This window comes from Streptomyces pyxinicus (assembly GCF_024753135.1).
Taxonomy (GTDB): domain Bacteria; phylum Actinomycetota; class Actinomycetes; order Streptomycetales; family Streptomycetaceae; genus Streptomyces; species Streptomyces pyxinicus.
Genome location: NZ_JANUGP010000028.1, coordinates 86,048 through 102,564, shown reverse-complemented (window position 1 = coordinate 102,564; position 16,517 = coordinate 86,048). Strand labels below are relative to the sequence as shown.

The window sequence follows — 16,517 nt, the reverse complement described above, 5'->3', positions numbered from 1 at the left end:
GGTGCCGAAGCCGGAGAAGGCCAGACCCATGATCCACATGTCGGCGCCGATGCCCGGGCTGCGGACCGCGTCCGACAGCGGGGAGTAGGCGAACCAGCCGAAGTCGGCCGCACCCTGCGGGGTGAGGAAGCCGCCGACCGCGATGGTCGAGCCGAACAGGTAGAGCCAGTAGGCGAACATGTTCAGCCGCGGGAACGCCACGTCGGGCGCGCCGATCTGGAGCGGCATGATCCAGTTGGTGAAGCCGGCGAACAGCGGCGTCGCGAACATCAGCAGCATGATCGTGCCGTGCATCGTGAACGCCTGGTTGAACTGCTCGTTCGACATGATCTGCAGGCCCGGACGGGCCAGCTCGGCGCGCATGAGCAGCGCCATGACGCCGCCGATCAGGAAGAACGCGAAGGACGTGACCAGATACAGCGTTCCGATGGTCTTGTGGTCGGTGGTCGTCAGCCACTTCACCACGACGTTGCCGGGCTGCTTGCGCCTGACCGGCAGCTCGTTCTCGGACGAGTCCTCAGCTGCCGCGGCACCCTGGGGTTCGTTGAGGATGCTCACAGGTTGTTCGTCTCCCGGTTCTTCTCGTGGCTCGTCTGCGCGATGCCGGCGGGAATGTAACCGGTCTGCCCCTTCTTGGCGAGGTCCTTGAGGTGCTGCTCGTAACGCTCGGGGGAAACGACCTTCACGTTGAACAGCATCCGGGAGTGGTCGACGCCGCAGAGCTCGGCGCACTTGCCGAGGAAGGTGCCCTCCTTGTTGGGGGTCACCTGGAAGGCGTTGGTGTGGCCCGGGATGACGTCCTGCTTCATCAGGAACGGCACCACCCAGAAGGAGTGGATGACGTCACGAGAGGTCAGGACGAAACGGACCGTCTTGCCCTTGGGCAGCCAGAGCGTCGGACCGGGGTTGCCGGTCTGCGGGTTGCGCGTACCGGGCGTACCGACGTCGTAGACACCGCCGGCGTTCGCCGGGAAGGCGTCCTTGAACCGGTTCGGGATCGCGTCCAGGTTCTTGTCGGTCCTGGCGTCGCCGGTGGACCCGGGCACGTTCTCGATGTAGTTGAAGCCCCAGCTCCACTGGAAGCCGACCACGTTGACCGTGACGTCGGCCTTCTTGTCGGTGAGGCTGAGCAGCTTCGACTCGTCCCGGGCGGTGAAGTAGAACAGCACCGAGATGATGATGATCGGGACCACCGTGTACAGGGCCTCGATGGGCATGTTGTACCGGGTCTGCGGAGGTACCTCGACCTTGGTGCGGCTGCGCCGGTGGAACATGGCGCTCCACAGGATCAGGCCCCACACCAGCACGCCGACGGCGAGCGCGGCCGCCCACGACCCCTGCCACAGGGAGAGGATCCGGGGAGCCTCCTCCGTGGTCGGGGTGGGCATACCAAGGCGGGGGAAGTCCTTGTATGTGCAACCGGTGGCGGTCGCCAGGACCAGGCCCGCGGTCAGTGCCTGCAGCAGCTTCCGCCGCATCGGGCGCCGCGGCGAGCGGTCGGAGCCGTTGGGACTCACGTAGCGCCTTCCCGAGAGTCTCGCCCGCGCGGTCGGCTGCGGCCTTCTCGCTGGTCGGTCGCCGCCCTGCGTCGGGCAGGGGTTTGGATGTTTATGCGGACCAAACCCTAGCCGACGCCCTCCGGGGGTTCGCGGGGAGGGGGGCATACGCGTCGCCTGTCACTCGGTTGGGGTGGGACCAGGCGCATGATCATGGGGGCTGTGGCGGTCTCGCGGGCGGGTGCGGGACGGATTTCGGCTGGTCGCGCAGTTCCCCGCGCCCCTGACAGCAGGCCGGCGATTTACGGTTACCCCGTGCCTTACTTCGACGCGGCCTCCGCCGCTCCCCTTCACCCCGTTGCCCGTCAGGCGTTGTCGGCCGCGCTGGATGACGGGTGGGCCGATCCGGGGCGGTTGTACCGGGAGGGGCGGAAGGCGCGGATGCTGCTGGACGCGGCGCGGGAGGCGGCGGCGGAGGCGGTGGGGTGCCGGGCGGACGAGCTGGTGTTCACGCCGTCCGGGACGCGGGCCGTACACACGGGCGTCGCGGGGGCGTTGGCCGGGCGGCGGCGGGTCGGGCGTCACCTGATCGTGTCGGCCGTCGAACACTCCTCTGTGCTCCATTCGGCTGAGGTGGCCGAGGCGGCGGGGGGCACCGTGAGCCGGGTCGGTGTGGACCGGGCCGGGGCCGTGGACCCGGCCGGATACGCCGCCGCGCTCCGGGCGGACACCGCGCTGGCCGTGCTCCAGTCGGCCAACCACGAGGTGGGGACCGTACAGCCGGTGGCCGAGGTGGCCGGAATCTGCCGGGCCGCGGGGGTGCCGCTGCTGGTGGACGCGGCGCAGTCGCTGGGGTGGGGGCCGGTCGAGGGTGACTGGTCGCTGCTGGCGGCCAGTGCGCACAAGTGGGGCGGGCCGGCCGGGGTCGGGCTGCTCGCGGTGCGCAAGGGGGTGCGGTTCGCCGCCCAAGGGCCGGTGGACGAGCGGGAGTCGGGGCGGGCGCCCGGCTTCGAGAACATCCCGGCCGTGGTGGCGGCCGCGGCCTCGCTGCGCGCGGTGCGGGCGGAGGCGGCCCGGGAGGCGGAGCGGCTGCGGGAGCTGACGGCGCGGATCCGGGCCCGGGTGCCGGAGCTGGTGCCGGACGTGGAGGTGGTGGGGGACGCCGGGCGGCGGCTGCCCGGGATCGTCACCTTCTCCTGTCTCTACGTCGACGGGGAGGCGCTGCTGCACGAGCTGGACCGGGCCGGGTTCTCGGTGTCCTCCGGATCGTCCTGCACGAGCAGCACGCTGACGCCCAGCCATGTGCTGAAGGCGATGGGCGTGCTGAGCGAGGGCAACGTGCGGGTCTCCCTGCCGGCGGGCACCGCCGAGGCGGACGTCGAGCGGTTCCTCGCGGTGCTGCCGGGTGCCGTCGCCGGGGTGCGGGAGAAGCTGGGGGCGCCGGTGCCGGCGGCGGTGGTGACGGCGGAGGACGCCCTGGTGGTGGACGCCCTCGGCAGGCGCTGCCCCATCCCGGTCATCGAACTGGCCCGGGTCTTCCCCGGCGTGCCGGTGGGCGGCACGGTCCGGGTGCTGTCCGACGACGAGGCGGCCCGGCTGGACATCCCGGCCTGGTGCGAGATGCGGGGCCAGGAGTACCTCGGGGAGGAGCCGGCGGAACGGGGTACGGCGTACCTGGTCCGCCGGCTCGGCTGAGCCGCCACCCGTCGGGCGCGGGGTCAGCGCAGGTGCGCGCGGACCTGCTCGCCCGCCTCGTCGCCGTACGCCTTCACGAAGCGCTCCATGAAGTGGCCGCGCCGCAGCTGGTACTCCTGGGTGCCCACCGTCTCGATGACGAGCGTCGCCAGCATGCAGCCGACCTGGGCCGCGCGCTCCAGCGAGACGCCCCAGGCGAGGGCGGACAGGAAGCCGGCGCGGAAGGCGTCGCCGACACCGGTGGGGTCGGCCTTGCGCTCCTCCTCGGGGCAGCCGACCTCGATGGGGTCCTCGCCGGTCCGCTCGATGCGTACGCCGCGCGCGCCGAGCGTGGTGACCCGGTGGCCGACCCGGGACAGGATCTCCGCGTCGGTCCAGCCGGTCTTGGTCTCGATGAGGCCCTTCTCGTACTCGTTCGAGAACAGGTACGTGGCGCCGTCCAGCAGTATCCGGATCTCCTCGCCGTCCATGCGGGCGATCTGCTGGGAGAAGTCGGCGGCGAAGGGGATCTCCCGGGAGCGGCACTCCTCCGTGTGGCGGAGCATGGCCTCCGGGTCGTCGGCGCCGATGAGGACCAGGTCGAGGCCGTCCACCCGGTCGGCGACGGTCTTCAGCTCGATGAGGCGGGCCTCGCTCATCGCGCCGGTGTAGAAGGAGCCGATCTGGTTGTGGTCGGCGTCCGTGGTGCACACGAAGCGGGCGGTGTGCAGGGTCTCGGAGATGCGGACCGACTCGGTGTCGACGCCGTGCCGCTCCAGCCAGGCCCGGTAGTCCTCGAAGTCGAAGCCGGCCGCGCCCACCAGGATGGGCTTCGCGCCGAGCTGTCCCATGCCGAAGGCGATGTTCGCGGCCACGCCGCCTCGGCGTACGTCCAGGTTGTCGACCAGGAAGGAGAGCGAGACCGTGTGCAGCTGGTCCGCGACGAACTGGTCGGCGAATCGGCCGGGGAAGGTCATGAGGTGGTCGGTGGCGATGGAGCCGGTGACTGCGATGCGCACGTCGGCATTCTCCTGCGGGAGGGTGGATTGACAGTTCACGCTACCCGTTCCCGTGGCGCCACTGAAGGCGACAAAACTACCCGATAGTAGATCTTTCTTCGCACCCTTGAGCATGCCTACGGTGCCGTCATGACGAACCTCAAGGTCCACTCCCCCGCCCCGGTCCCGGCCCCGGCCGACCTCGACGGCGACCTCGCCACGCTGCGCGGCGACTGCGCCCGGATGGCCGGACACTGGGCGGCTCCCGAGCACGGCGCGGCGCGGCCGGTGCCGCCGTCCCTCATCCACGGGGTGCGGGTGCCGGCCCGCTCCGCCCGGCTGCTGGACGCCATGTCGGACTACGGCGACTGACCCGGACGGCGCAGCGCGGGGAACCGCGCGCTCCCCGCCCGCGTCCCATCGCCGTCCCCCGCGCGAGGGGACGGCGGGACCCGACGCAGCGAGGAGCGATGCGGTGAACACCGAGCGGCCTGAGAACTCCGGGGAACCGGAGGTGCCCGAGAACTCCGGCGACGCCGGGCTGTCGGAGACCAACCGGAAGCCTGAAGAGGCGGCGGCGGACGGCGACGCGCGGTCCGGCCGGCACCGGTCGCCGCTGGTCGTCGCCTCCGTCGCGGTCGCGGTGCTGCTGGTGGGCGGCGGCGGGGCGTACCTGGCCGCGGACGGCGGCGCGGACGGCCGTACGGGGGCGGGTGACTCGGCGGGCGGCGACCGTACTCCCCCGCCGCTGGCCCTGGACGGCTGGTCGGGCGCGAACGGCATCGCGCCCGGGGAGCCGGACCCGTCCGGCGCGACGTACACGGCCCGGGGCGAGCTGCCCGCGGGGCCCGGCTCGGCGCCGGTGTACGCGCCGCGGGGCGAGGTCGGCGAGGACGCGGTGGCCCGGCTGGCGAAGGCGTTCGGGATGGACGGCGCCCCGGTGGCCGAGGGGCGGACCTGGCGGGTCGGCGGCAAGGACGGCACCGGAGCGACCCTCCAGGTGAACCGGGACGCGCAGGGCAGCTGGACCTACAGCCGCTACGCGCCGGGCACCGACAACTGCGAGAAGGGCCCGCTGTGCGCGCACGACCCGATGGGTCCGGGCGGTACGGCGGTGAGCGTCAGCAAGGCGACCGAGGCGGCGGCGCCGGTGCTGAAGGCGGCCGGGCTGGCGGACGCGAAGACCGACGCGAGCCAGGTGCAGGGCGCGCAGCGGGTGGTCAACGCCGATCCGGTGGTCGGCGGCCTGCCGACGTACGGCTGGACGACCGGGCTGACGGTCGGCGAGAAGGGCGAACTGGTCGGCGGCCACGGAATGCTGGGGGCGCCGGTGAAGGGCGACACCTATCCGGTGGTGAGCGCCGCGAAGACGCTGGAGCTGCTGAACGGGACGGCGAAGGACGGCCACCGGATGGGGATCGGCGGCTGTGCCTCCCCGGTGCCGGCGAAGGACCGGCTGGAGCAGCCGTGCGGTGCGAGCACGGGGACGCCCAAGCGGGCGAGGGGGACGGTCACGGTCGAGAAGGCGGTGTTCGGGCTGGCCGCGCACGCGGTCGCCGGGCACCCGTCGCTGGTGCCGTCGTGGCTGTTCCAGGTGCGGGCGCAGGACGCGGGGAGCGCGTACACGGTGACGTATCCGGCGGTGGACCCGAAGTACCTGCCGTCGTCGGGCGGGTCGGGCTCGTCGTCCCTCGGCCCGACCGCCACCTCCGGCCCGCGCGAGGTGCGGGTGACCGGCTACACGGCCGACGGCCGGGACCTGAAGGTGCGCTTCTCCGGCGGGGTCTGCGCCGACTTCACGGCGGCGGCCCGGGAGAGCGCGGGCCGGGTGTCGGTCACCGTGACCGAGAAGCCCTGGCCGGGCAAGGTGTGCGTGATGATCGCCAAGGAGTACGAGAAGACCGTACGACTGGACGCGCCGCTGGACGGCCGGAAGGTGGTCGGCGCGGACGGTGCCGCCATCCCGCGGGCGAAGGCGGAATCGGCCGGGCCCGAGGCCCGCTGAAGACGCCGAGGCGGCGGCCCCCCAACCGGGTGGGGGGCCGCCGCCTCGCCGTGCCGGCCGGGCCGGACTAGCTGAAGGAGTCGCCGCAGGCGCAGGAACCGGTCGCGTTCGGGTTGTCGATCGTGAAGCCCTGCTTCTCGATGGTGTCCACGAAGTCGACGGTGGCACCGCCCAGGTACGGGGCGCTCATGCGGTCGGTGACGACCTTGACCCCGCCGAAGTCCTTCACCACGTCGCCGTCGAGCGAGCGCTCGTCGAAGAAGAGCTGGTAGCGCAGGCCGGAGCAGCCGCCGGGCTGGACGGCGACACGGAGGGCGAGGTCGTCGCGGCCTTCCTGGTCGAGCAGGGCCTTGACCTTGGACGCGGCGGCGTCGGTCAGGATGATGCCGTCGGTGACGGTGGTGGTCTCGTCCGATACGGACATCTACATCTCTCCCGGGTTGTACGGAGACTGCTTGCCGACCAGTGCAACCGGCGCTTTCGCGGATTCATTCCGGCCGGGCATGCGCGTGGTCGCGTTCGTCGTTCCTTTCTCATGCTCGCACACGCCCGGCGGCAACGTCAGCGGCCGGAACGCGGGCGAGGTGGGGGCGGGGTGGGCGCCGAGCGGGATTCACGTCACATGGACGCTATGGCCATCGTCAAACTGACGTGAAGCGGTTATGATAGATAGCGTCAGTTAGACGAAAAGTAGAAAGGGTGCGTGTCGTGACCACCGCCCAGACCCCGGAGCTCGACGTGCAGCCGACTCCGCTCGCCCTGCTGCTGCTCGGCCGTGAGGCCGACCCGAAGAGCGAGCGGGGCGTCGAGTGTCCCGGTGACCTGCCGTCGCCCTCCGACCCCGACCTGGTCGCCCGCGCCCGCGCGGCCAAGGAAAAGCTCGGCGACAAGGTCTTCGTGCTCGGCCACCACTACCAGCGCGACGAGGTCATCCAGTTCGCCGACGTCACGGGTGACTCCTTCAAGCTGGCCCGGGACGCCGCCGCCCGTCCGGAGGCCGAGTACATCGTCTTCTGCGGCGTGCACTTCATGGCCGAGTCGGCCGACATCCTGACCTCGGACGACCAGAAGGTCGTCCTGCCCGACCTCGCGGCCGGCTGCTCGATGGCCGACATGGCGACGGCCGAGCAGGTCGCCGAGTGCTGGGACGTGCTCACCGAGGCGGGCGTCGCCGACCAGGTGGTCCCCGTGTCGTACATGAACTCCTCGGCGGACATCAAGGCGTTCACCGGCAAGCACGGCGGCACCATCTGCACCTCCTCGAACGCCGAGCGGGCCCTGGACTGGGCCTTCGAGCAGGGCGAGAAGGTGCTCTTCCTGCCGGACCAGCACCTGGGCCGCAACACCGCCGTCCGGGACATGGGCATGTCCCTGGACGACTGCGTGGTCTACAACCCGCACAAGCCGGGCGGCGGCCTCACCGCCGAGCAGCTGCGGGCCGCGAAGATGATCCTGTGGCGCGGCCACTGCTCGGTGCACGGCCGCTTCAGCCTGGACTCGGTGAACGACGTGCGCGCCCGCATCCCCGGCGTGAACGTGCTCGTGCACCCCGAGTGCCGGCACGAGGTGGTGGCCGCCGCGGACTACGTCGGTTCGACCGAGTACATCATCAAGGCCCTGGAGGCCGCCCCGGCCGGCTCCAAGTGGGCCATCGGCACGGAGCTGAACCTGGTGCGCCGCCTGGCGAACCGTTTCGCCCCGGAGGGCAAGGAGATCGTCTTCCTCGACCGCACGGTCTGCTTCTGCTCCACCATGAACCGCATCGACCTCCCCCACCTGGTCTGGGCCCTGGAGTCGCTGGCCGAGGGCAACCTGGTCAACCGCATCGAGGTCGACAAGGAGACGGAGTCCTTCGCCAAGCTGGCCCTGGAACGGATGCTGGCGCTGCCGTAGGGCTCGGGCACCCACGGCTGAGGCCCGGCTCCCCTCTCTGGTGGGGAGCCGGGCCTCTGGCGCGTCTCAGACGCCGGCCGGTTCGAGCACCTCGGGCTCGCTGTCCTGCCGCTTCGCCGCCTTCTTCGCCGCCCGGCGCTCCTTGCGGAGTTCCAGCATGGCGTAGAGGGTCGGGACGAGCAGGAGGGTCAGGAGGGTGGAGGTGATCAGGCCGCCGATCACCACGACCGCGAGGGGCTGGGCGATGAAGCCGCCCTCGCCGGTGACGCCGAGCGCCATCGGGAGCAGGGCGAAGATCGTCGCCAGGGCCGTCATCAGGATCGGGCGCAGGCGGTGCCGGCCGCCCTCGACGACGGCTTCGACGACGCCGTAGCCCTGGGCGCGGTACTGGTTGATCAGGTCGATCAGCACGATCGCGTTGGTCACCACGATGCCGATCAGCATCAGCATGCCGATCATCGCCGGGACGCCCATCGGGGTGCCGGTGGCGACCAGCAGGCCGATCGCGCCGGTGGCCGCGAACGGGATGGAGACCAGCAGGATCAGCGGCTGGGCCAGCGAGCGGAACGTCGCCACCAGCAGCATGAACACGATCGCGATGGCCGCCAGCATGGCCAGGCCCAGGTTCTTGAACGCGTCGTCCTGGTCCGAGGAGACACCGCCGATCTCGGCCTCGGCGCCCGCCGGGAGCTTCAGGGCCTTGATCTTCGACTGGAGCGTGCCGCTGACCGCGCCGGTGTTGTCCCCGGTGGGCCGCGCGGTGATCGTCGCGGCGCGCTGGCCGTCGATCCGGTTCAGCGACACCGGGCCGTCCACCAGCTTCACCGTTGCGATGTCGCCGAGCTTCACCGGACCGAGCTTCAGGGCCCGCAGCCGGGCCAGCGTGTCGGCCGGCTTCGCCGACTTCACGACGACATCCCGCTCGGTGTCGTCCAGGACCGCCGTGGCCGCCTTCGTGCCGCTGACCGCCTGCGCGACCGCGAGGCCGAGCTTCTGGTCGTCGAACCCGGCCGCCGCCGCCTTCGCGTCGGCCTTGACGGAGATGCGCGGCACGCTCGTGGCGAGGTCGCTGCTGACGTCCGTGACGTGGTCGAGGCCGGCGACCGTGGCCCGGACCCGCTCCGCCGCGGTGCGCAGCGCCTGCGGGTCGGAGGCCTTGACCACGACGCTGAGGTCCTGGTCGCCGAAGCTGTCACCGCCGGACACGGTGGTCGTGCCGATGCCCTTCAGCTTCTTCAGGCCGTCCTCCAGGTGCCGCTGCACACCGTCGTACGACGCCCCGTCCGCGAGCATCACCTGGTACGAGGCCTGGTTGGTGTCCGTGCCGCCGCCGAAGGCCGCCATGAAGCCGGAGGAGCCGACGGTGACCTGGTAGTCCTTCACCCCGTCGGTGGCGGCGAGCAGCTTCTCCACCCGCCGGGCCTGCGCGTCGGTGGCCGCGAGGCTGGTGCCGGGCTTCAGCTTCTGCTTGACGGTGAGGACCTCCTGGTCGCCCTGGTCGAAGAAGTTCGTCTTCAGCAGGCCCGACATGCCGAACGTGACGACCAGGACCACGATCGCGATCAGCACACTGGTCAGGCGCCGGCGCGTGGCGAACCGCAGCACGGGGACGTACGCCCTCTGGAGCCGGCTGCGCGACTCCTTCTCCTCAGCCCTGCGGCGGGCCTCCTCGGCGTCCTCGGGGGTGCCCTTGGGAGCGCGCAAGAACCAGTACGACAGCACCGGCACGACCGTCAGGGAGACCAGCAGCGAGGCCAGCAGGGCCGCCGTCACCGTGATGCTGAAGGAGCTGAACAGGGCGCCCACCATGCCGCCGACCAGGCCGATCGGCAGGAACACGGCGACGGTGGTGAGGGTGGAGGAGGTGACCGCGCCGGCCACCTCGCGCACCGCGGTGAGGATCGCCTCCCTGCGCTCCTCGCCGTAGCCGAGGTGGCGCTTGATGTTCTCCAGGACCACGATCGAGTCGTCCACGACCCGGCCGATGGCGATGGTCAGCGCGCCCAGTGTGAGCATGTTCAGGGACAGGCCGCGCGTCCACAGCACGATCAGCGCGAGGACGACGGACAGCGGGATGGAGACCGCGGTGACCAGCGTCGAGCGGACCGACGCCAGGAAGACCAGGATGACCAGGACCGCGAAGAGCAGGCCGAGCGCGCCCTCCGTGGTCAGGCCCGCGATGGACTTGGACACCGCCGGGCCCTGGTCGCTGACGACCGTGAGCTTCGCGCCCGCGCCCAGGTCCGCGCGCAGGCCGGGGAGCTTGTCCTTGACCGCGTCCGAGATGGAGACGGCGCTGCCGTCGTGGTCCATCGTCACGTTGACCGCGAGGCTGGGGCGCCCGTCGGTGCGGGTGAGGGAGTCGGCCGGGGCCGGCTTCTCCTCCACGGTGGCGACGCTGCCGAGCCGGACGGGCTTGCCGCCCTGCCCCGTGACCATCAGCGCCTTGATCTGCTGGAGCGAGGTGAGGCCGCCGCCGACCTGGACGGTGCGGCTCGCGCCGTCCTCGGCGAAGGAGCCCGCCGGGACGGTCGCGCCGCCCGCCTTCAGGGCCTCGCCGACGGCCGCGGAGGTGAGTCCCGCCCTGGCGAGCTTCGCGTCGTCCGGGGTGACCTCGACCCGGAGGTCGCGGACGCCGGTGACCTGGACGCGGCCGACGCCGTCGATGTCCTTCAGGGCCGGTACGACGGTCCGGTCGAGCCGGTCGGCCAGCGCCTGCTGGTCCTGCCCGGAGGTGGCGGCGAGGACCACGGTCGGCATGTCGTCCGTGGAGCCGGAGATCACCTGCGGGTCGACGCCGTCCGGGAGCTGGTTGCGGGCCCGGTTCACGGCCTGCTGGACGTCACCGACGATCTGCTTGGTGTCGTTGCCGTAGTCGAAGGACGCCATGATCACGGCGTTGCCCTCGCTCGCGGTGGACGTCACGCCGGTGACGCCGTCGACGGCCTGGAGGTTGTCCTCGATGGGCTCGACGACCTGCTTCTCGACCACGTCGGGCGAGGCGCCCCGGTACGGCGTGATCACCGACACCATGGGCAGGCTGATGGTGGGCAGCAGCTGCTGCTTGATCTGGGGTATCGCGATCAGCCCGAAGGCGAGCGCGATGAGCGAGACGAGCCCCACGAGGGCCCGTTGCGCGAGGCTGAATCTCGACAGCCAGGACATGGGTCAGGGTCTCTCTTCGGTGAGCGCTTCAGTGAGCGGCAGAGGCGGCACGGGACGCGACGGCGGCGCCCACCCTCACACCCTGGCCCATGCGGGGTGGCCGGTTCGTAGCCCCCAGGGCCGATTCCGCCCGCCTGCCCTACTCCGCGCGCAGTACGGCCGGGTGGAGAGCGGTGGTGGAGATCCAGGGGTAGCGGGTGGAGATCAGTCCGTGCGGGGGCGGGGTCAGTCCGTGCGGGGGCGGACCAGGCCCGACTCGTACGCGATCACCACGAGCTGGGCCCGGTCGCGGGCGCCGAGCTTGGCCATGGCCCGGTTGACGTGCGTCTTCACGGTCAGCGGGCTGACCGCCAGGCGCCCGGCGATCTCGTCGTTGGAGTGGCCGCCCGCGACCTGTACCAGCACCTCCCGCTCCCGGCCGGTGAGCGCGGCGAGGCGTTCGGCGCGGGCGGGGTCGCGGTCGTCGTCGCCGTCGCCCTGGGCGAGGAAGCGGGCGATCAGCCCCTTGGTGGCGGCCGGGGAGAGCAGGGCCTCGCCGCCGGCCGCGATCCGGATGGCGCTCAGCAGTTCCTCCGGTTCGCTGCCCTTGCCGAGGAAGCCGGAGGCGCCGGCGCGCAGCGACCGGACGACGTAGTCGTCCACCTCGAAGGTGGTCAGGATGACCACGCGGACCTGGGCGAGGGCGGGGTCGGCGCTGATCAGGCGGGTGGCGGCGAGGCCGTCGGTGCCGGGCATCCGGATGTCCATGAGGACCACGTCGGGGGCCTGCTCCCGGGCCAGCCGGAAGGCCTCGGCGCCGTCGGAGGCCTCACCGACCACCTCCATGTCCGGCTCGGAGTCGACCAGCACCCGGAACGCGCTGCGCAGCAGTGCCTGGTCGTCGGCGAGCAGGACACGGATCGTCATGCGGGGTCCCCCTGGGCCGTCGTACGGGATGCGGTGCCGGTGCGGGTGCCGGCGCGGGCCTCGGCACCGGTCTCGGTACCGGTCTCGGCACCTGTCCCGGTGCCTGTCTCGACGGGCAGGATCGCATGGACGCGGAAGCCGCCGCCGTAGCGGGGTCCGGTGGTCAGGGTGCCGCCGAGGGCGCTGACCCGCTCCCGCATGCCGAGCAGTCCGTGCCCGCCGCCGGCCTCGGGCACGGGTGCCTCGCCGCCGCCGTCGTCCAGCACGGTGACCTCCAGGCGCGGTCCGACCCGGACGACGCTGACCTCGGCCCTGGCGTCCGGTCCCGCGTGCTTCCGGACGTTCGTCAGGGCCTCCTGGGCGATCCGGTAGGCGGCCAGGTCGACGGCGGCCGGCAGGTCGGTGCCCTGGTCGGCGCGGGCCACCTGCACCGGCAGCCCGGCGTTGCGGAACGTCGCGGCCAGCTCGTCGAGGCGGCCGAGGCCGGGGGCGGGTTCGGTGGGGGCCTCGGGGTCGCCGGACTGGCGCAGCAGGCCGACGGTGGCGCGCAGCTCGTTCAGGGCGCTGCGGCTGGCGTCGCGGACGTGGGCGAGGGCCTCCTTGGCCTGGTCGGGCCGCTTGTCCATGACATGGGCGGCGACCCCGGCCTGCACGTTGACCAGCGCGATGTGGTGGGCGACGACGTCGTGCAGGTCGCGGGCGATACGCAGCCGCTCCTCGGCGACGCGGCGGCGGGCCTCCTCCTCGCGAGTGCGCTCGGCACGCTCGGCGCGTTCCCGGATGGCCTGCACCATCGCGCGGCGGCTGCGGACGGCGTCCCCGGCGGTGGCGCCGATGCCGGTCCAGGCGAGGACGCCGAGGTTCTCCTGCGCGTACCAGGGCAGCGGGCCGCCGAGCATGGCGGCGGCCGTCAGCACGGTCATGGTGAGCAGGCCGACGCGCCAGGTGGTGGTGCGGTCGGTGGTGGCGGCGACGGTGTAGAGCGCGATGACGGCGGCCATCGCGACCGGGGCGCGCGGGTCGCCGGTGACGCACTCGACGACGGAGAAGGTGCCGGTGACGGCGAGGACGGCCTTGGGGGCACGGCGGCGCAGGACGAGGGCCGCGGTGGAGAGGAGCATCAGCACCAGACTGAGCGGGTCCGGCGGGTGGATGCCCCACACCACGCCCTGCCCGTCCTTGGGCACGGCGAAGGAGCCCACGACCATGCACACCAGCACCCCGGCGGCGACGGCCGCGTCCAGCGCGAGGGGATGGGCCTTCAGGCCGCACCGGGCACGTTCGAGAGTGCTCACGATAAGGAACAGTACGGGGCCTTCCGGGCACCGGTCAGCCAAAGTCCACACCGGCCCACTGCCCGCCGGACGGGGACGACCGCAACTCCCCACGGACGCGGGGAACTGCGCGCCCAGCCACCCCCCACCCGCAGGACACCGACGCGCCCCCGCTGCCGGGCGGGACGCCGGCCCCGCGCCGGGCGGTATCGGCCGAGGCCCGCGCCCGCACCGGAGAGACACCGCACACCCGCAACTCCCCAGGGACGCGGGGAACTGCGCGACCAGCCATCCCGGGCCCGCGCCCGCACGACACAGACGCGCCCCCCGCTGTTGGGCGGGACGTCGATCGCAGGTCGGTCCGTGTTGGCCGGGTGCGCTCAGCCTGCTCCTCGGCATTCCGTCGTCGAAAGGGAACCCGTGCGCCCACTGTCCCGCTGGTCCGCCGCAGCGCTCACGCTCGTCTCGGTCACCGGTATCGGCCTCACCGGCCCCGTCGCGCGCGCGGCGACGTACGGCACGCCCACCATCAAGCTGTCCGCCGGGTATCTCTCCGGAGCCGTCGGCGCCACCGGTGACCCGACGGTCGCCGTCACCGTCGCGCAGAGCGGTGCCGACGCCTCCGCGCTGGCCGTCACCGCGACCAAGAGCAGCAAGGGCAGCGTGGCCGGCACCGCGGACATACACCTCACCGGCACCGGCGGCAGCCGTACCGTGGCCGTCACCGCGCACGCCCAGGGTTACACCGACCTCACGCTGAAGGTGACCGGCCTCGGCGGCAAGACGGCGACCACGACCCTGCACTACGCCGCCTCCCCGGCCGTCCAGCACAGCGCGGACGCCCGCTATCTCACCGGCGCCTCGGACGCCTCGGCCGCGGTGGACGCCGGGGGCGGCTACCTGCTCGTCGCCAACGACGAGGACAACACGCTGCGCCTGTACGACGGCGCCGCCTCCGGCGCCCCGGTGCGCACCTGGGACCTGGACGACGCGTTGGACGCCGCCAAGGAGGTCGACATCGAGGGCGCCACGCGCGTCGGCGACACGGTCTACTGGACGGGCTCGCTGGGCAACAACAAGGACGGCGCGTACAAGGCCGACCGGAACACCGTGTTCACCACGACCCTCTCCGGGTCCGGCGCCGCCACCCAGGTGGCCTTCGGCAGCGCCGGCCACCGGCTGCGCGACGACCTGGTGGCCTGGGACGAGGCCAACGGCGACCGGTACGGCTTCGCCGCCGCCACCGCCGAGGGGCAGGTCCCGAAGCAGGTCGACGGCTTCAACGTCGAGGGCCTGGAGTTCGCGCCCGGCTCCACCACCACCGCCTACGTCGGCTTCCGCGCCCCGCTGGTGCCGCCGCGGACCGGCGGGAAGGCGCTGCTGGTGCCGGTCACCAACCTGGACCAGGTGGCGCGGGGCGCGAAGGCGGCCGTCGGCACCCCGGTCGAGCTGGACCTCGGCGGGCTGTCGGTGCGGGACCTGCGCCGCAACTCCCTCGGGCAGTACCTGATCCTCGCCGGGTCCTGGGCGGCGGAGGACAACAGCGCGCCGTACGCCCTCTACTCCTGGGACGGCGTCGCCGGGCACCAGCCGGTGAAGGTGCTGGACCTGCCGACGGCGGACGCGGGCGGCTGGGAGTCGATCGTGTCCGTGCCCGACCTGACCGCGCCGGGCGCCCGGGTGCGGCTGATCACCGACGACGGCGCCGCCGACCTGTACGGCGACGGCACCGAGGCGAAGGACCTCTCCCACCCGGAGTGGCAGAAGTCCCGCACCACCTGGTTCACCCTGAACTGAGCACCGGGGACCGTCAGCCCGGGATCAGCCCGTCGTCCCCGAGCAGGTCCCGGACGTCCGCGAGCGAGGCGTCCGGGGTCGGCAGGATCAGCTCGGAGGGCTCCAGGGCGTCGTCCGGCAGGGGCGTGCCGAGCCGTCGTACGGCGTCCAGGAGAGCGGTGAGGGTGCGCCGGAACCCGGCCTCGTCACCGCTCTCCACCTCCCGGAGGAGTTCGTCGTCCAGCGTGTTCAGCTCGGCGAAGTGGGAGTCGTCCAGCTGCACCTGGCCCTCCCCCATGATCCGTACGATCACGTCGGCCCTCCTCGGCTCGGGGCCCCGGCACCGGTCACTGCTTGTCGAAGCGCGGGGTGTCCTGCGGCTGCTGCTGGGACTGCCGCTGGCCCTGGCCGGTGCCGCCCTCGATGGCCTGCTGCGGGGTGCCGCCGGCCAGCTCGGCCTTCATGCGCTGCAGTTCCAGCTCTACATCCGTACCACCGGAGAGCCGGTCCAGCTCGGCCTGGATGTCGTCCTTGGCCGTGCCGGAGGGGTCGTCGAGGGCGCCGGAGGCGAGCAGTTCGTCGATGGCGCCGGCGCGGGCCTGGAGCTGGGCGGTCTTGTCCTCGGCGCGCTGGATCGCCATGCCGACGTCGCCCATCTCCTCGGAGATGCCGGTGAAGGCCTCGCCGATGCGGGTCTGGGCCTGGGCGGCGGTGTAGGTGGCCTTGATGGTCTCCTTCTTGGTGCGGAAGGCGTCCACCTTGGCCTGCAGGCGCTGGGCCGCGAGGGTGAGCTTCTCCTCCTCGCCCTGCAGGGTGGTGTGCTGCGTCTCCAGGTCGGTGACCTGCTGCTGGAGGGCGGCGCGGCGGGACAGCGCCTCGCGGGCCAGGTCCTCGCGGCCGAGCGCGAGCGCCTTGCGGCCCTGGTCCTCCAGCTTGGACGACTGCTGCTGCAACTGGTTCAGCTGGAGTTCCAGGCGCTTGCGGCTGGTCGCCACGTCGGCGACACCGCGGCGGACCTTCTGGAGCAGCTCCAGCTGCTTCTGGTACGAGTAGTCGAGGGTCTCGCGCGGGTCCTCGGCCCGGTCAAGGGCCTTGTTCGCCTTCGCGCGGAAGATCATCCCCATACGCTTCATGACACCGCTCATGGGCTTCGCGCGCCCCCTTCTGACGGACTCCGGCTCACCGATCCTGCGACAGGACCCACAGTACGGGCCCTGCCTCCATTACCGCACTGTTCGGGGACCGATGCGCTCATCCCCAAGGACGACCGCGAGGGCCGGCCCTCCGGCGTGAGGAGTAGTGGACGCCCCGGGTACGGTCCCCGACGCGG

At 72.3% G+C, this 16,517-nt stretch carries 14 protein-coding genes; 5 read left to right on the top strand and 9 right to left on the bottom strand.

The features are described 5' to 3' along the window. The coding region (locus NX794_RS28920) for a cbb3-type cytochrome c oxidase subunit I (RefSeq protein ID WP_258782227.1) at positions 1 to 558 on the bottom strand (558 nt) is incomplete at its 3' end. Continuing rightward, positions 555 to 1,517, bottom strand: a complete 963-nt coding sequence (ctaC, locus tag NX794_RS28915) for an aa3-type cytochrome oxidase subunit II (RefSeq protein WP_258782226.1) — start codon at positions 1,515 to 1,517, stop codon at positions 555 to 557. The genes NX794_RS28920 and ctaC, both read right to left, overlap by 4 nt. A 294-nt stretch (positions 1,518 to 1,811) precedes the next feature. Here ctaC and NX794_RS28910 point away from each other — a divergent pair, with 294 nt between their 5' ends. Next, positions 1,812 to 3,191, top strand: coding sequence for a cysteine desulfurase/sulfurtransferase TusA family protein (locus NX794_RS28910; protein ID WP_258782224.1), 1,380 nt, complete (start codon positions 1,812 to 1,814; stop codon positions 3,189 to 3,191). Positions 3,192 to 3,214: 23 nt separating this feature from the next. On the opposite strand, the gene NX794_RS28905 is transcribed toward NX794_RS28910, so the two are convergent. After that, positions 3,215 to 4,189, bottom strand: coding sequence for a carbohydrate kinase family protein (locus NX794_RS28905; protein WP_258782222.1), 975 nt, complete (start codon positions 4,187 to 4,189; stop codon positions 3,215 to 3,217). A 129-nt stretch (positions 4,190 to 4,318) separates the two neighbouring features. On the opposite strand from NX794_RS28905, the gene NX794_RS28900 reads away from it, so the two are divergent. Together NX794_RS28900 and NX794_RS28895 are read left to right on the top strand one after the other, a co-directional pair. Continuing rightward, positions 4,319 to 4,540 (top strand): hypothetical protein, encoded by a 222-nt coding sequence (locus NX794_RS28900; RefSeq protein WP_258782221.1) that lies wholly within the window; start codon positions 4,319 to 4,321, stop codon positions 4,538 to 4,540. 103 nt (positions 4,541 to 4,643) lie between these two features. Next, positions 4,644 to 6,173 carry a hypothetical protein gene (locus tag NX794_RS28895; protein WP_258782220.1) on the top strand — a complete coding sequence of 510 codons (1,530 nt, stop codon included), beginning with the start codon at positions 4,644 to 4,646 and terminating at the stop codon, positions 6,171 to 6,173. A 67-nt stretch (positions 6,174 to 6,240) separates the two neighbouring features. On the opposite strand, the gene NX794_RS28890 is transcribed toward NX794_RS28895, so the two are convergent. After that, positions 6,241 to 6,597: a HesB/IscA family protein gene (locus tag NX794_RS28890; RefSeq protein WP_061919812.1), complete on the bottom strand. Its 357-nt coding sequence runs from the start codon at positions 6,595 to 6,597 to the stop codon at positions 6,241 to 6,243. 284 nt (positions 6,598 to 6,881) lie between these two features. Between NX794_RS28890 and nadA the strand changes: the two genes are divergently transcribed. Continuing rightward, positions 6,882 to 8,066 (top strand): quinolinate synthase NadA, encoded by a 1,185-nt coding sequence (gene nadA, locus NX794_RS28885; protein ID WP_258782218.1) that lies wholly within the window; start codon positions 6,882 to 6,884, stop codon positions 8,064 to 8,066. Positions 8,067 to 8,132: 66 nt separating this feature from the next. On the opposite strand, the gene NX794_RS28880 is transcribed toward nadA, so the two are convergent. The 3 genes from NX794_RS28880 to NX794_RS28870 all read right to left on the bottom strand — a co-directional run bounded on the left by NX794_RS28880 (position 8,133) and on the right by NX794_RS28870 (position 13,432). Beyond that, a complete protein-coding gene (locus NX794_RS28880) occupies positions 8,133 to 11,231 on the bottom strand; it encodes an efflux RND transporter permease subunit (RefSeq protein ID WP_258782217.1) in 3,099 nt (1,032 codons plus the stop codon). A 225-nt stretch (positions 11,232 to 11,456) separates the two neighbouring features. After that, entirely contained in the window at positions 11,457 to 12,137 is a 681-nt protein-coding gene (locus NX794_RS28875) for a response regulator (RefSeq protein ID WP_258782215.1), read from the bottom strand. Then, positions 12,134 to 13,432: a sensor histidine kinase gene (locus tag NX794_RS28870; RefSeq protein WP_258782213.1), complete on the bottom strand. Its 1,299-nt coding sequence runs from the start codon at positions 13,430 to 13,432 to the stop codon at positions 12,134 to 12,136. Before NX794_RS28870 ends, NX794_RS28875 begins: the two co-directional genes overlap by 4 nt. A gap of 399 nt (positions 13,433 to 13,831) precedes the next feature. Here NX794_RS28870 and NX794_RS28865 point away from each other — a divergent pair, with 399 nt between their 5' ends. After that, complete coding sequence (locus NX794_RS28865; RefSeq protein ID WP_428985979.1) at positions 13,832 to 15,208, top strand: hypothetical protein; 1,377 nt, start codon at positions 13,832 to 13,834, stop codon at positions 15,206 to 15,208. A gap of 13 nt (positions 15,209 to 15,221) precedes the next feature. On the opposite strand, the gene pspAA is transcribed toward NX794_RS28865, so the two are convergent. Together pspAA and NX794_RS28855 are read right to left on the bottom strand one after the other, a co-directional pair. Beyond that, positions 15,222 to 15,500, bottom strand: coding sequence for a PspA-associated protein PspAA (gene pspAA, locus NX794_RS28860; RefSeq protein ID WP_258782212.1), 279 nt, complete (start codon positions 15,498 to 15,500; stop codon positions 15,222 to 15,224). A 34-nt stretch (positions 15,501 to 15,534) separates the two neighbouring features. Next, positions 15,535 to 16,332 carry a PspA/IM30 family protein gene (locus NX794_RS28855; protein WP_258782211.1) on the bottom strand — a complete coding sequence of 266 codons (798 nt, stop codon included), beginning with the start codon at positions 16,330 to 16,332 and terminating at the stop codon, positions 15,535 to 15,537. Positions 16,333 to 16,517 lie beyond the last annotated feature (185 nt).

Coding starts and splice junctions, on each gene's coding strand:
- NX794_RS28900 (WP_258782221.1), top strand. CDS start 4,319: ATGACGAACCTCAAGGTCCACTCCCCCGCCCCGGTCCCGGCCCCGGCC.
- NX794_RS28890 (WP_061919812.1), bottom strand. CDS start 6,597: ATGTCCGTATCGGACGAGACCACCACCGTCACCGACGGCATCATCCTG.
- NX794_RS28880 (WP_258782217.1), bottom strand. CDS start 11,231: ATGTCCTGGCTGTCGAGATTCAGCCTCGCGCAACGGGCCCTCGTGGGG.
- NX794_RS28875 (WP_258782215.1), bottom strand. CDS start 12,137: ATGACGATCCGTGTCCTGCTCGCCGACGACCAGGCACTGCTGCGCAGC.
- NX794_RS28855 (WP_258782211.1), bottom strand. CDS start 16,332: ATGAGCGGTGTCATGAAGCGTATGGGGATGATCTTCCGCGCGAAGGCG.